12 protein-coding genes and 1 riboswitch are annotated in these 15,306 nt (G+C 56.9%); of the genes, 8 read left to right on the top strand and 4 right to left on the bottom strand.

The window, feature by feature from the left end; genetic code table 11:
* Positions 1 to 8: 8 nt before the first annotated feature.
* Positions 9 to 482: a COG2426 family protein gene (locus ACULM0_RS07475; protein ID WP_463679799.1), complete on the bottom strand. Its 474-nt coding sequence runs from the start codon at positions 480 to 482 to the stop codon at positions 9 to 11.
* Between the two features lie 202 nt (positions 483 to 684).
* On the opposite strand from ACULM0_RS07475, the gene ACULM0_RS07470 reads away from it, so the two are divergent.
* The 7 genes from ACULM0_RS07470 to metK all read left to right on the top strand — a co-directional run bounded on the left by ACULM0_RS07470 (position 685) and on the right by metK (position 8,476).
* Positions 685 to 900, top strand: coding sequence for a hypothetical protein (locus ACULM0_RS07470; protein WP_463679798.1), 216 nt, complete (start codon positions 685 to 687; stop codon positions 898 to 900).
* Positions 901 to 1,028: 128 nt separating this feature from the next.
* Positions 1,029 to 2,726 (top strand): LytS/YhcK type 5TM receptor domain-containing protein, encoded by a 1,698-nt coding sequence (locus ACULM0_RS07465; RefSeq protein ID WP_463679797.1) that lies wholly within the window; start codon positions 1,029 to 1,031, stop codon positions 2,724 to 2,726.
* Positions 2,723 to 3,481, top strand: a complete 759-nt coding sequence (locus ACULM0_RS07460) for a LytR/AlgR family response regulator transcription factor (protein ID WP_463679796.1) — start codon at positions 2,723 to 2,725, stop codon at positions 3,479 to 3,481. Before ACULM0_RS07465 ends, ACULM0_RS07460 begins: the two co-directional genes overlap by 4 nt.
* Before the next feature lie 278 nt (positions 3,482 to 3,759).
* A complete protein-coding gene (locus tag ACULM0_RS07455; protein ID WP_463679795.1) occupies positions 3,760 to 5,217 on the top strand; it encodes a PAS domain-containing protein in 1,458 nt (485 codons plus the stop codon).
* 34 nt (positions 5,218 to 5,251) lie between these two features.
* Positions 5,252 to 5,620 (top strand): response regulator, encoded by a 369-nt coding sequence (locus tag ACULM0_RS07450; RefSeq protein WP_463679794.1) that lies wholly within the window; start codon positions 5,252 to 5,254, stop codon positions 5,618 to 5,620.
* 2 nt (positions 5,621 to 5,622) lie between these two features.
* Positions 5,623 to 6,984, top strand: coding sequence for a two-component system sensor histidine kinase NtrB (locus ACULM0_RS07445; protein ID WP_463679793.1), 1,362 nt, complete (start codon positions 5,623 to 5,625; stop codon positions 6,982 to 6,984).
* A 110-nt stretch (positions 6,985 to 7,094) separates the two neighbouring features.
* Positions 7,095 to 7,204, top strand: a riboswitch (SAM riboswitch).
* 87 nt (positions 7,205 to 7,291) lie between these two features.
* The gene (gene metK, locus ACULM0_RS07440; RefSeq protein WP_463679792.1) at positions 7,292 to 8,476 is read left to right on the top strand and encodes a methionine adenosyltransferase; all 1,185 of its coding nucleotides are present in this window, start codon (positions 7,292 to 7,294) and stop codon (positions 8,474 to 8,476) included.
* Between the two features lie 117 nt (positions 8,477 to 8,593).
* Here metK and nhaC read toward each other — a convergent pair whose 3' ends face one another.
* The 3 genes from nhaC to ACULM0_RS07425 all read right to left on the bottom strand — a co-directional run bounded on the left by nhaC (position 8,594) and on the right by ACULM0_RS07425 (position 12,798).
* Positions 8,594 to 10,006 carry a Na+/H+ antiporter NhaC gene (nhaC, locus tag ACULM0_RS07435; RefSeq protein ID WP_463679791.1) on the bottom strand — a complete coding sequence of 471 codons (1,413 nt, stop codon included), beginning with the start codon at positions 10,004 to 10,006 and terminating at the stop codon, positions 8,594 to 8,596.
* Between the two features lies 1 nt (position 10,007).
* Complete coding sequence (locus ACULM0_RS07430; protein ID WP_463679790.1) at positions 10,008 to 11,108, bottom strand: NAD/NADP octopine/nopaline dehydrogenase family protein; 1,101 nt, start codon at positions 11,106 to 11,108, stop codon at positions 10,008 to 10,010.
* 283 nt (positions 11,109 to 11,391) lie between these two features.
* Positions 11,392 to 12,798: a sigma-54 interaction domain-containing protein gene (locus tag ACULM0_RS07425; RefSeq protein WP_463679789.1), complete on the bottom strand. Its 1,407-nt coding sequence runs from the start codon at positions 12,796 to 12,798 to the stop codon at positions 11,392 to 11,394.
* Positions 12,799 to 13,080: 282 nt separating this feature from the next.
* On the opposite strand from ACULM0_RS07425, the gene recD2 reads away from it, so the two are divergent.
* Positions 13,081 to 15,285 carry an SF1B family DNA helicase RecD2 gene (gene recD2 / locus ACULM0_RS07420; RefSeq protein ID WP_463679788.1) on the top strand — a complete coding sequence of 735 codons (2,205 nt, stop codon included), beginning with the start codon at positions 13,081 to 13,083 and terminating at the stop codon, positions 15,283 to 15,285.
* Positions 15,286 to 15,306 lie beyond the last annotated feature (21 nt).

The following is a 15,306-nucleotide window of genomic DNA, read 5'->3' as shown; positions in this document are numbered from 1 at the left end:
GCCCTCCCTTAGAAGAAGGAGAGGGCTGTGGCGCTCATGCTGGTGACGACCAGAGCGGCGAGAAGATCGCCGAGGAAAATCGCGAGCAGCGCGCGTTTGAAATCGATGTCCATGAGGCTGGCGGCGAAGGAACCGGTCCATACGCCGGTGCCTGGTAGCGGGATCCCCACGAAGAAGACCAGGGCCACCGTGCCGAAGGTTTTTGTCCGTTCGATCTTCTTGAGCGTCCGGTGGGTGTACCGGTCGATCTGGTGTCGGAAGAAGGGTTGGTTCCTCAGGTAGAAGAAGACCGGATCGAGGAAGAGCAGCAGGAAGGGGACGGGCAGCATGGAGCCTAGGATCGCGAGACCGGCGGCCTCGAGCGGCGGCAGGCCCATGGCGATGCCGTAGGGAATGGCTCCCCTCAGTTCGATGATCGGGAGCATCGACATCAGGAGCGTCTGCCAGGGCGTGGTAAAGGATTCGAGAAAGTTCATGAGCATAGCGGGCACTCCTTGTGGTCGCGTTTGTAAAAAAACAATTCTTATCCTGTGCATTATACCAAATGCAGACAGGGGTGACAACCGTTAGAGGACCGACGTGCCAACGGTCGAAAGATTTCGACAATTTTCGTCAATCTTAGACATAGCGCAGACTATGCAAGGGATGTATACTAGAAGAAAGGAATGGGAGGAGGGGAAGCCTTTGAACGGACACCACGGCGCCGATGAGGTGCTCATGCAGGTATCCCTACTGATTCAAGAGTACCAGCGGCGCGAGGCCCTCGATCTTGAAGACCTCAGCAGTCGCCTCCACCTGACGAAGGATAAGACCCTTGAGGCTCTCGAGGGATGTTACGATTTCCCCCTTCAGGAACTCTCGGAGATTCTCGACCTCATGGTCAAGGAAAAGCTAACCTAATGAGATTCATCACGCCCTTCGTGCCGTTTTTGCGGACGCAGGGCGTTTTCTCTTTGTCCTGTAGATTGTCAGCCATTTTGTAGTGGTGTACAATAAGGAGAGAGATTTTTCGAAAGGAGATTGGAGTTATGGTCACGAGCCTATTCGTCAGCCTGGTCAATCGCATCGGGATCATCATCATCCTGTCGGTCATCATCACTAAGATCAAGCTCTTTCGCACGTGGATCACGTCGGAACGAGTGGGTTTTCTCGATCGGATCCTCACGGGAATCGTCTTCGGGGTTATCGGGATCATCGGTACCTACGCGGGGATCCCGGTGGAGGGAGCCGTCTTGAACGCCCGGGTCATCGGACCGGCCGTCGGCGGCCTCTTGGGCGGTCCCGTGGTGGGCGTTCTGGCGGGTGCCATCGCCGGGATACACCGGGTGTTTTATGATGTCGATGGCTTTACCACGGTGGCCTGTGCCCTGTCTACATTTTTAGAGGGTGTGGTGGCCGGCTACCTGAGCCGTCAGTTTTACCACGCTGAATCCAAGTGGGTCTTCGGCTTCAACATGGGCGTCATCTCGGAGCTCATCCACATGGCCCTGGTGCTCCTTTTGTCCCATCCCCTGTCCCAGGCCTGGGCCCTGGTGCGTCTGATCACCTTTCCCATGGTGCTCACCAATGCCATCGGCATCAGTATTTTCATGGCCATGGTGGAGACGATCTACCGCGACCAGGAGACCATCGCGGCCTTCCAGGCCCAGCGGACGCTGGAGATCGCCAACAACACACTCAGCCACCTGAAGAAGGGACTTTCCCCGGAAACGGCGGAGAAAACGGCCGAGATCATTTATAAGAAGACGGACTTCAAGGCCGTGAGCCTGACGGATACCGTGGTGACCCTCACCCATCTGGGCTCCGGTTCAGACCACCACCGCGTGGGCGATCTGATCTTGGAGAAGGCCGTCCAGCGGGCCCTGGAGACCGGCGACCACCAGGTGGCCCAAATACGGGACGATATCGCCTGTCACCATGTGAAATGTCGGCTCAAGAGCGCCGTGGTCGTTCCGCTGAAGGACGACGAGCGGATCGTCGGCGCCTTGAAGCTTTACAAGGACCACGAGAACGCCATCTCTAAGATCGATGTGGAGCTGGCCCTAGGTCTGTCCTCGCTCTTTTCCACACAGCTGCAGCTGGCCCGCCTCGATGAACAGGAGAAGCTGCTGAACCGGGCAGAGCTGCGTGCCCTGCAGTCCCAGATCAACCCCCACTTTCTCTTCAACGCCATCAACACCATCGTATCCTTCGTCCGCATGCGACCGGATCGGGCGCGGGAGCTTTTGATCCACCTGGCGGAGTATTTTCGCAACAACCTGCTCGACATCCACGAGGATGTGGAGTTCTTCGAGGAGATCGAGAACGTCCGGAACTACGTGGAGATCGAGATGGCACGTTTTGGCGACAAGCTGCAGGTGATCTACGATCTCGATGACCAGATCAAGTGCATCGTCCCCCCGCTGATCATCCAGCCCTTGGTGGAGAACGCCATCAAACACGGGATCCTGGAGAAGGAGGGGCCCGGTCGCGTGTCCATCGTGGCCCGAGAAGAGGGCGATGCGCTGTGGGTCCAGGTCATCGACGATGGCGTGGGTTTTGATGCCGAGGCGATCCGAAGGCGTCTGATGGACGGTCCCCAGAAGGTCAACGCCATCGGCCTGCACAACGTACACCAGCGACTGATGAATAAATACGGAGAACAGAACGGACTCATCATCGAAAGCCGGGAGGGGTTCGGTAGCACCGTCTCCTTCTACGTACCGCGAAAGGGGATGGCCACATGATCCGATGTTTGATTGTTGACGACGAAATGCCGGCACGAGAGGAACTAAAATTTTTACTGCAGGATCTCGATGGCGTGGAGATCGTGGGCGAGGCCGATGACGGCTTCGCCGCCATCGAGATGGCCGGGGAGCTGTCTCCGGATCTGGTCTTCTTGGACATCAAGATGCGCGCCTTGAGTGGCATCCGTGTGGCGGAAAAATTCCTTTTCTGGGAACAACCCCCGCGTGTGATCTTCACGACGGCTTACGATGATTATGCGATCCAGGCCTTTGAACTCAACGCCATCGACTACCTGATGAAACCCATCTCCAGCGACCGTCTGGTACGGGCGCTCCAGCGGATCGGACTCGAGGAACCATCGGATTACCTACGGCGGACCCGCCTCCTGGTCGATCAGGTGCGCGAGGACCAGAAATACGATATGGACCGTCTCTACCTGGAGAAGGAGGGCACCTACTATCCGCTCCCCGTGGAAGAGATCACCTACGTGAGCATCGTGGACAAGCACACCACGATCCATTCGCGCAAGGGCCTTTTTACCTATGCCTATCCCCTCAACCACCTGGAGAAGAAGTTGCCTCATAAGCTTTTTTTCCGGTCGCACCGGGGCTTCCTCTTGAACCTCACCTTTATCGAAGCAGTGGAGCCTTGGTTCAACAATACCTACCTGGTGAAATTGCGTGGAGAAGAGGAGAAGGTACCCGTATCCCGTTCACAGGTGAAGGCCTTCAAGGAGCTTTTGGGGCTTAAATAAAAAAAATGTCATTTCGGAATGAGTTTTCGACCGTTCGGAAGAAAGGAAGTATTTCGGGGGGCGACCTATGTTAGAATGGCCCTGGCCGTCGGATGAAAGTTTCCCCCGAAATGACCGATAGGCTACCCTTCCCCCCCAATGACAGGGTATCATAGCATATCTGGGATGGCGTCTTCATCCATCCCACCCCTTCAACCGCAGGAATCCTGCGGTTATTTTTTTTGTGCGGGGGTAAATAAAGAGACGTAGATGAGTATGTGAGAATGGGGGATCAAGCAGTGAAAAGATTATTCGCAAAGACCGATGCTTTTGATGACGCCATGGCCTTTTTCTCAGGTGGAAAATTTCTTTATGCCAACGCAGCGTTTTTGGATCTTTTCGGCTATGACGACCTAGCGCAAGTGGTGGGCCGATCGATCGATTCGGTGACCCCCCCGGGTGCGCCCTATCCTGATTATATGAAGCGTATGCAAGCGAACCCCGCTGAAAACGGTAGTGGATACCGCTTCGATTGGAAGCACCAGAAGACGGATGGAAGTCCCTTTGAGTCGGAGGTGATCGTGTTCCCCGTGGGGCTCGATGAAGAGAGTCTATTTGCGTTGATCGTGGTGGACCTATCGGACTGGATCCAACGGGCCGAGAGCACGTCGGATTTTTACGGGGAGTTTTACGGCGATCAGGAGGCCATTATCCTGATCATCGATCCGGAGGATGGTCAGATCCTGTACGCCAGTGAGGGGGCCTGTGCCTTCTACGGTTACACCGAGGAAGAGCTCACAGACCGTTCGATCGCAACGATCAATACCCTCTCGCGGGCGGAGGTGCGCGCCGAGATGCAGAAGGCCGCATCGCAGAAGCGGCGGCATTTCGAATTTTACCACCGTCTGGCGGACGGGACCTCACGTGAGGTCCGTGTGATCAGTGGTCCCATCGATTACATGGGAAAGAAGGCGCTGTACTCCCTGGTGCGACCGCGGGAGGAGCAGCAGAAGTCAAATCTAACGATAGAAGCCTCTCTCTTTGAGCAGATCTTCTTCAAAGGACACGAGGCCCAGTGTGTGGTCACCACCGATGAACGGGTACTCGTGGCCAATCAAGCTTTCCACCGCTTTTTCCACTATGAAGCAGGAGAGGTGGTGGGGCGTTCGATCATGGAGCTGGTGATCCCCACGGAGCACCGTGAGGAGGCGCGGCGTTACCGCGACCTCCTGGCCTTCGGCGAGACACTCGAACGGGACGTGATCCGAAGAGACCATCTAGGGAACGATCACCTGTGCCACATGATCCTGACGCCCGTGCGTTGGGGTGAGGAACTGGTGGGTACCCACGTGATCTATCGCGACCGGAGCGACGAGGCCGAGGACTCGGAGCGGCAGCTGCTCGAACGATGCTTCACGCGTACGGACGAGGGTTTTGCCATCGCCGATAGCGAGGGCATCATCCAGTGGTCCAACCGACCCTTCCAGCGGAATGTCTGGGGTGTGGGTCTCAAGGAACAGATGGATTTCAAGATGCTTGTGGCCGAGGGAGAAAGGGAGGAAGCGCTCGCGTGTCTGGAGACAGATGGGCGATGGCGGGGAGAAGCCCGACCGATCCTGGGGGGAGGTCCCGACACCTCCCTCTGGGTGCGGATCTACCGCATAGAGAACAACGAGGGCGAAACTTCGCTGTTCGTGTTGCTACTGTCTGGAGCCAGCGCCCAGCCCAACTGGGAGGGCGAAGTGCGGGAGGAGTAAGGGAGATTTTTCTCCCGGGAGAGGAGCCTAGAGCATGAGAGTACTGATCATAGAGAGGGAGACGGAGCGCCGGGAGCGGCTGCAGGAACAAATCGCACCGGCGGTGACGCAGTGCGTCGCGGTGGATAGCGGGAACTCGGCGCTCAATTACCTGGAGGAGTCCTTTGATCTCTGCGTCCTCGATCACGAGATGACGGGTAAAGCCGTCTACGAGATGCTGATCGAAATGAAGGTGGCCCTGCCCCAGGCGGAGCTGGTCGTCTACGCCGGAGAGGATGATCCCACCCACGAGAGCGTCGCCAAGGTCATGGGGGCCGATCATTTCCTCCTGAAGCACCAGACGGACGCAACGCTCATCGATTTCATCACGCGCCGTGTAAAGCAAAAAGGAGGGCGGGCCTAGCCATGGAAGAAAAGATCAAGAGAATCATCGAGGCCTACAAAGACCAGGATTTGATTCACATCGCCGTGACCTGCCCGGAACTGGGAGTCGCCATCGATCGGGCCTACCAGAAGGAGACGGAACACCACCGGATCAACGAGATGGTGAGGGGCGGTCGGGGTCGCGTGGAACTGGTGCTACACGAGATGAAGGACAAGTACGCCCTGCTCGCCGAGCTCCTGGCCGATCAGTTGTCCCTGGCCCTGGTGGAGAAGGAGCGGGAGCTCTTCAAGAAAATCGCGGATTACGGTGAGAACAGCATTCTGGTCACCGATGAACGCGGGCACATCCGATATGTGAATTACCATTTTGAAAAGATGACGGGCTACCAGCTGGTGGAGGTCATCGGCGAAAATCCCAACATCCTGCGTTCGGGCGAGCAGTCCGACGCCTTTTACCAAGAGATGTGGCAGGAGATCAAGGCGGGCCGTCCCTGGCTCGGTGAGTTCCACAACAAGCGCAGGGACGGATCGCTTTTTTGGGAGCGTGCTCGGATTTTGCCGCTCGATCTCGCCGATGAGACGGTCTACGTGGCCTACAAAACGGATATCGCCCTGCAGAAAAAAATCGAGGAGACCCTGATCCTAAAGAACCGGCACCTAGCGGATGTGCTTTCGGAACTGGAGAGGACCCAGACGGCCCTTCGGGACCAGGAGGGACTGGAGGAAGTCGGCGATCTCGCGGCGGGCTTGTCCCACGAGCTGGCGATTCCACTGCAGGTCTTACGCGATAGGCTGGAGACCCTGCAAGAGGAGAAAGACAGGGTTGGAGAAAGAAAGGCGCAGTCCCTCCTGTCTGAGATCGACCGCGCTCTCGGCTATGTGGAAGGGGTGATCCGGTCCTTCACCTCCTACACGGAAGGAGAAAGGGAAGAAGGGAATACCCCTTACAACCTCGGGGAAGCCCTAGACCGGGTCTTGTCCCTGCTGTCGCCCCTGATCGGTGATCAAGTGATGGTAAAGGTGGACATGGATGAGGTGACTCCCTTCACCTGTAGGGAGGTGCCGATGAACCGGATCCTGTTCCAAGTGATCGAGAATGGACTGGAGGCCATCGGAAAAAAAGAGGAAGGCGGGACCCTGACCATCGAGGTGAGAGAGGATGAGGACCTGGCGGTCCGGATTCGAGACGATGGGGTGGGTATCCCCCAAGGGGACCTAGCCAGGGTCTTCGATCCCTTTTACACCACGAAGGAAGGGACGCACCGAATGGGCCTGGGCCTCCACGTGACCCGCCACCTGGTGGAAAAAGAGATGGGCGGGCAGATCGATGTGACGAGCGACCAAAACCAGGGAACAACGGTGACGATCTGTCTCCCCCGCTAAGGGCTTTTGGGGAAGACGTGGTCACGCGGACAAAAAAATCTAGTATTCCTAAGAAAAATTCTTGCTAACGGTATTTTCCTGTGGTATAGTACAAACTGCAAAACAACATAACCTTATTGCGAGAGACGGAGGGATTAGGCCCCGCGAAGTCCGGCAACCTGCCTGAAAGAGGGTAAGGTGCTAAGTCCTACAGGCGCTCTGGATGCCTGGAAGATAAGGAGACGAAAGAACCGACTCTCTTCTCGCGCGCTTATGCCAGAACGGGAGTTTTTCCTATTCAGCTAACCCTTTTGGAGGTGTATCGACTGTGAAAAAAAGACTTTTTACCTCGGAATCAGTAACCGAGGGACACCCAGACAAGATGTGCGACCAGATTTCCGATGCGATTCTGGACGCCATCTTCATGCAAGACCCCGAGGCCCGCGTGGCCTGTGAGACGAGTGTGACCACTGGACTCGTGCTCATCGCCGGCGAAATCACGACCGACTGCTATGTAGACATCCCCAAGGTCGTGAGACAGACCGTTCGCGAGATCGGTTACACCCGTGCAAAATATGGATTCGACAGTGAAACCTGTGCCGTGCTCACGGCCATCGACGAACAGTCTGCGGACATCGCCATGGGCGTCAACGAGTCCCTAGAGCACCGCAGCGGTGTACAGGACAAGTACGAGCTCATCGGTGCCGGTGACCAGGGTCTGATGTTCGGCTTCGCCTGTAACGAGACGGAAGAGCTTATGCCCTTGCCCATCAGCCTGGCCCACAAGATGGCCAAGCGTCTGGCCGATGTACGCAAGGAAGGTATCTTGGATTACCTGCGCCCCGATGGCAAGACCCAGGTGACGGTAGAGTACCGCGACGACAAGCCCTACCGCGTGGACGCGGTGGTCATCAGCACCCAGCACCGCGAGGACGTAGCCCTTGCTACGATCGAGGCCGACTTGATCGAGCACGTGGTGAAGGCCATTGTTCCTGAGGACCTACTGGATGCGGAGACCAAGTACTACATCAACCCCACGGGCCGATTCGTCATCGGAGGCCCCCAGGGTGATGCTGGCCTGACGGGCCGCAAGATCATCGTGGATACCTACGGTGGATACTCGCGTCACGGCGGCGGAGCCTTCAGCGGGAAAGATCCGACGAAGGTAGACCGTTCGGCTGCTTACGCAGCCCGCTACGTGGCGAAGAACGTCGTGGCCGCTGGGCTGGCCGACAAGTGCGAACTGGAGCTGGCCTACGCCATCGGTAAGGCAGAGCCCGTTTCCATCCTGGTGGAAACCTTCGGCACCAACAAGGTGGACGAAGACCTGATCGAGACGCTCGTGCGCAAGCACTTCGACCTGCGCCCCGCTGCGATCATCGATACGCTGGGCCTCCGCGCCCCAATCTACCGTCAGACGGCCGCCTACGGTCACTTCGGTAGAACGGACATCGATCTGCCTTGGGAGCGCACGGACAAGGCTGCTCTCCTGAAGGAAGAAGCGGGTCTGTAAACGGACCCAAAACAATAAAAGCAGTATCAGCGAGGCAACGACGAAAGTGCCTTTTTAGCGGTAAGAGAACGGCCCCGGATCCTAGAAAACTAGGATCCGGGGCCGTTTGATCTTGTCTTAACTCTCTGCGGTGACAGCGTAGACTTTCGCACTCTCGATCTCGCCGGTCTTCCACTGGAACTTGTTCAGGTGTCCGTAAACGATCGAGATGATCGGGACCACCCAACAAAGGATGGCATAGGGCGCGTAGGCCAGGGTACTGACGCCCAGGGTACCCGCCATGAAGACGCCGCAGGTGTTCCACGGTACAAGGGGCGAGGTCAGCGTGGCCGAGTCCTCGAGAGTCCTCGAAAGGGTCTGGGGTAGGAGATCGCGTTTCTTGTACTCCCCGACGAACATGCGGCCCGTGATCACGAGGCTCGTGTACTGGCTGGCCGTGATCATATTGAGGCCGATGGCACTGAGCACGACGGAGGTGACGAGTCCACCGATGGATTTGGTGAGGCGGACCACTTGACCGAGGAGCACTTCCAGGACGCCGTTCTTCTCCAGTACAGAGCCCAGCGTGATGCCGAGCATGGCGAGGCTGGCCGTCCAGTTCATGCTCTGGAGCCCCCCGCGGCTCAGGAGGGTGTCGATTTCATCGATACCGCTGGCAGAGGCGTAACCGCTATTCAAGATGCCGGCGATGGATGTGACGGATTCTCCCTGAAGGAAGATGGCCAAGACCGCCGCGGCCAGAGTGGCGCTCACCAGCGTGATCAGGGAAGGGACCTTTTTGATAGCGGCCGTTAAGATGATGGCCGGTGGGATGAGCGTGAGTATACTGAGGTTGAAGTTCTGCTCGATCACCTGGAGGATGGCATCGATGGAAGCGGTGTTGACCGTACCACCGTAGTTCATCCCCAGGGCACCAAAGATCACCAGGGTGATAGCAAATCCGGGTACCGTGGTGTACATCATGGATTTGATGTGGTCGAAGAGATCACCCTCTGCCACGGCTGGTGCGAGGTTCGTGGTATCGGAGAGGGGTGACATTTTGTCGCCCAGGTAGGCACCGGAGATGATGGCACCTGCCGTCATGGCAGGGTCCACACTGAGACCAGCGCCGACGCCCATGAGCGCCACACCCACCGTACCGGCGGTGGACCAAGAGCTACCGGTGGCCAGGGCCACAATGGCTGCGATGATCGTTGAGGTGACCAAGAACATAGAAGGGTTGATCAGCTTCAAGCCCCAGTAGATGATCAGGGGCACGGTACCGCTGGCGATCCACGTTCCGATCAGGGTACCGATGATGTAAAGGATCAGGAGCGGAGGGAGGGCCAGCTTTCCGGCTTCTTCGATGGACGACATGATGGCCTCCCATTTGGCACCACCGAGCATCAGGACCAAAATCGCAAAAGAGGTGACCAGGAGCAGGGTGATATGGATGGGGATGCTCAGGAGGAAAACACCTGTGGACATACCCACGATCATGAAGAGCAAGATAGCCAGGGATGCATTCAAGCTAGGTAAAGATCGATCCATATTAGTTCACCTCTTTCTGGTAGAGAGCTTCAAATTTTTCATCCAAGACCTCGTTGACCGTGATCCCGATGGTGGCCATGGTACGCACGGCCTCGAATCGGTAGTCTTTCTGTCGGACAGCAGAGGCTACAGCGATCACGGAGTCGATCAGCGGGGTTTTTATCCCCAGTTGGTCGGCCATGTGGGACATGAAGACCAGACCGTAGCCGACATCTTCATTGAGATAGCGGTGGTCGAGGGCGGATTGCGCCTTGATCCCCTGGAAGCCCGGAGCTTTGGTGTAGCCTTCGTGGTAGGTGGCTTCTTCCATATAGCCCTGGAGTACGCCGAGCTCGTTGTCCGGTAGAATCGTGACGCCGAGCTTTTCTGCAATCATCAGGCGCTCGCGATCGACGGCAGCCATGAGATTGGCCACACCCGGTGTAATGCCCTCCTCGTAGAAAAGGAAGTCGCCGTTGGTCCGTTCGATCAGAGCGGCATTCATCAGTGTGATCGAGGGATGGAGGACGGGGTTCGAGTTCTGGAGCATGGTCTGAAAGACATTCTTTGCGCCTTCCGTATGGGGATAGACCGCTTGGAAGAGTTTGAGCGCTTTGTCGAGGTCGCCACTGGGAATGGTGGAGAGGTAGAGACCGCCCCTGAGTTTTAGGAAAATCTTGACGCCGCCCGAAGGTAGAATCCGAGAGGCATAGGGGAGCGTCGATGTTTCCCCGATCAAGACTTGTGAGGCTTTGGGGTGATCGCCGAAGATTTTTTTCGTGATCAGGGCGCCTCCGAAGGAACCGGGGCAGACGATATAGACCTGATTCGGCTCGATGACTTCTTTGATGGTCTCGGCAAAGGGCTCTGTGCTAAAAGAGGGCCCGATGGCCAGGATCAACGCGGCGTCGCGGATGGCTTCGGCGATATCGTGGCCCGCATAGAGAATGGGGGCAAACCCCTCCAGTTCACCTTCTACTCGGATGCCCTTGTCCCGGTTGAGTTTGTCGATTTGTGCTGGAAAAGCCTCAAAATCAAAGAGACTCACCTCATGCCCTGCCAGTGACCAGTCTGCCGCCGCTGCACAGGCTCCGTTGCCCGATCCTAAGATGGCTACTTTCATACTGTACTTCCTCCCTTTTCAGTCCTTTGCTTGTACAATCCGGTAAGTTCCATGTGATCTTCTCTGTCTGTTGAGAATGATCTACCCTAGGATAGTGCAAAGGCTGTGCCAATATTCTGAAAAGGTTAGAAGGGTTGCAATCACTAACTTTGAGCGAAGTGTGCAGTTTGAACCATTACAAAATGCCAATAAATGAGCATATGAAAAACGTTTTCCGAAAGATGTGACGGCTTTTCGTCACTAACGATCCTGAAATGGCGAAAAACTGTCACCGAGACGGGGTCTAGGGGGTAATATCCAGCTTGTTCATTCTGTATGTGAGGGTCTGGCGCGGTAACTCTAGGATCTCGGCCGCCTTGACGATATTTCCTCGGGAGTGCGTCAGGGCACGCAGGATCATCTCCCGCTCTACCTTCTCCAGGTGTTTTCTGAGGGACATTTGAATCGGGCGTTTGGTATAGGATTCCAGATCTTGTGAGGATTCCTGGTTTTGAAGGCTGTTGACCGCTTCTTTGAAATAGGCGGGTAAGTGCTTGGTCTGTAGGATGCGATCGGAAGTGATGGTGGTCATTGCCTCGACCACGTGTTTGAGTTCCCGTACGTTGCCATGCCAGGAATAGTGGAGAAAGAGATCCATCAGTGCTGGGGACAGGCGCTGGGCCCCGGCTCCACGCTGCCTGGCCTGCTTGAGGAAGTGTTCGACGTAGACGTAGATGTCTTCCTTGCGCTCGCGAAGAGGAGGTAGGTAGAGGGTGTTGCTACTGAGCCGATAGAAAAGATCTTCGCGGAGTTTTCCTTCTCTCATCAGTTCGAGCGGATTCTTGTTCATGGCCACGATGACCTTGACCTCCAGTTGTGTCTCCTTGGTACTACCCAGCGGTCGGACCATGCCGTCCTGTAGGATCCTCAGGAGCTTAGGTTGCAGGTGGATGGGCATGGAGTTGAGCTCGTCGAGAAAGAGTGTGCCGCCATCGGCCAGTTCAAAGAGGCCCTTCTTGTCTTCCGCACCGGTGAAGGCTCCTTTGGTCGAACCGAAGAGAATGGACTCGAATAGGTTCTCGGGTGTGGCCGCGCAGTTGTGGGTGATAAAGGGCCCCTTGCGATCGGGGTTGTGGTTGACCATAGCGCTGGCGAAGAGTTCTTTACCCGTGCCGGTTTCTCCGTAGAGAAGGACCGGGCTGTCCAGTTTGGCATAAAGCTTGGCGCGCTCGATCGTGTCGAGGAGCTCGCTGTTCTGCGTGATGATGTCATCGAAAGTAATGTGGTGATCGTAGGCGTGCAGGTTGGTCCGCGATGGGTCCCTAGGCTTCGTCCGCTCCGACGACCGTTGGAGGTCGTCGAGGGAGGTGCGATCCTGGGAAAGCTCGATGGCCCCGACGATTTCACCGAAACGGATGATGGGAAAGGTAATGTTGTTCGTGTGATAGATGCGACCGCGAAAATCTTTGAAGGTCTGGTTCTTCTGGTAGATGACCTTGCCCGTTTTCAAACAGGTCTTCATGGTACTTTCCTGTGGGTCCAACTGCGGGTAGACATCGAAGTAGTACATATTCGAATAGGCGCTGTAATCATTGACGATGGGCTCGGATTCGGACCACCCGTTGATCCGAACGGTATAGAGCACCTGCAGGTTCTTATCAACGACCATCATGGAATCGACGTAATTTAACATCCACGGTAACTCTTTCATGCTAACTCCCCCTCTCGGTCTGGCTCTTCTCATTTGACCTCATGATACGGCAAGTGGATGTGCCCCGTCAACGGTGGAAGCGCAGCAGGCCCAAACTGCTTTGTAACACGCGGTGAAAAGCATCTTCCTATCTCGAACAGGACGGTTGGCTGTCGATGGCAACTTTCTTATAGAAAAAAGTGGAAAATCTACACAAAAGGTCTCCTCTGGCTAGTCCAGCGGGGATCTTTTTTGATATACTAAGGGGGAATGTGTAGGAATCTTTGGAAAGTGGGAACGTTTATGATCACCCTTCGGGGCACTGTGGAAGATATTATCTATAAAAATGACGAAAACGGCTACACCGTGGCCATTATCGAGACGGAGGATGGCTTCGTCACGGCCAACGGCATCATGCCGACCCTGGAGCAGGGACTGGACTTCGCCCTGCAGGGGGAGTTCACACGCCACCCCAAGTACGGCGAGCAGTTCAAGGTGACCACCTGTGAAGAGGTGCTGCCCACGGAGCGTCGTCAGGTGATCCGCTATCTGTCGAGCGGTCTGATCGACGGCGTGGGGGAAACGTTAGCGGGCCAGATCGTGGATGCCTTTGGAGACGACGTCTTTGCCGTGCTCGATGAGCACCCGGAGCGCCTGCTCGAGATCCACGGGATCGGCAAGAAGAAGCTGGCCAAGATCGTGGCCAGCTACTCGGAGAACCGGGCTCTGCAGACCGTGCTCATGGGCCTGCAGCAGTACGACCTCTCCACCGGGGTGGCCATGAAGATCTATCGGCGCTTCGGCCAAGAGGCCCTGGAGATGATCCGGGAGAACCCCTACCTCCTCGCCGAGGAAGTACGTGGGATCGGCTTCAAGCTGGCCGACCAGATCGCCCAGAAGATGGGCATCGAGCGCGACGCCCCCTACCGGTGCCAAGCGGCCCTCCTCCACGTGTTGGCGGAGGACGTGAGCGCCGGGCACACCTACTCGGAGAAAGCGTCGCTGGTGGAGCGCACGCGCTTTCTCATCGGTGTGAGCGCCGAACAGATCCAAACGGAGCTCATGGACATGGCCATCGACGGTCGCGTGAACCTGGATGGCGAGCGTTTCTACCTGCCGGCCCTCTTTCATGCCGAGACGACCTTTTGCGCCAACCTGCTCCGCTTGAAGCAGGGGGCCACGGAGCTTGACTACCTGGAGACCATCGAGGACCTGATCGGCCATTACGAGAAGGAAGAGGATATTTCCCTGGGGGAAGAACAGCGGGAGGCCATCGCGGGCGCCTACCAGAGCGGCGTCGTGGTGATCACCGGTGGACCGGGTACGGGAAAGACGACCATCATCAAGGGACTGATCTCCGTCTTCCACGCCCTGGACCAGCGCGTGGCCCTGGCGGCTCCCACAGGGCGCGCCGCCAAGCGGATGTTCGAGACCACGGGTCTCGAGGCCAAGACCATCCACCGCCTCTTGGAATATCAGTTCTCCGAAGAAGAGGAGATGCTGTCCTTCGGCAGGAACGAGGCCAACCCCCTTGGTGCCGACGTGGTGATCATCGATGAGGTCAGCATGGTGGATGTGATCCTGGCCCACCACCTCCTCACGGCCCTGGCACCGGGCACGCGGCTGGTCCTGGTGGGCGACCACCACCAGCTACCCAGCGTGGGACCGGGTAAGGTGCTCGAGGATATCATCCAGAGCGAGATCCTGCCGGTCTTCCGCCTCGAGAAGATCTATCGCCAGCAGGAGGAGAGCATGATCCCCTTCAATGCCCGGAGGATCCGGGAGGGGGACCTGCCGATCCTCAACGAGAAGGGAAAAGACTTTTTCTTCATCGATGCACCGACACCGGAGAAAGTGCTCTCGACCATCGGTGATCTGGTGAGCTACCGGCTCAAGGACTACTACGATGTGGATCCCTTCTACGACATCCAGCTGCTCAGCCCCATGAAGAAGTACAAGGTGGGGGTCAACAGCCTGAATCTCCTCTGTCAGAACCTGCTGAACCCCGCGGCGCCGGGCAAGGACGAGAAGGCCTACGCAGGGAACACCTACCGGGTCGGCGACAAGGTGATGCAGATTAAGAACAATTATGAAATCGACTGGGTGACCCCGGATGGCGAAGAAGGCAAGGGCGTCTTCAACGGCGATATCGGGATCATCGAGGCCTTCGACAAGGAGGCCAGCACGGTGCGGGTCTTTTTCGATGACGACCGGCGCGTGCACTACGGGATGAACCAACTCGACGAGCTCATGCACGCCTACTGCGTCACGGTGCACAAGAGCCAGGGGAACGAGTTCCCCGTGGTGATCATGCCCCTCACCGGCGGTCCACCCATGCTGATGAACCGAAATATCCTGTACACGGCGGTGACGCGGGCCAAAGAGCTGGTGGTCCTGGTGGGCAGTCGGCGCTACCTCCAGCAGATGATCGACACGACGGACCAGAACGATCGCCGCTCGGGTGTGCTCGAGCGTTTTGGGCGGCTCAGAAAAATTTACTTCGGATAAGTGCGGCCACGGAAGGTTTTC

The sequence above is a fragment of the Halotolerantifilum yawarlongkerapense genome, from assembly GCF_054506745.1.
This window is presented reverse-complemented; position numbering and strand designations above follow the sequence as displayed.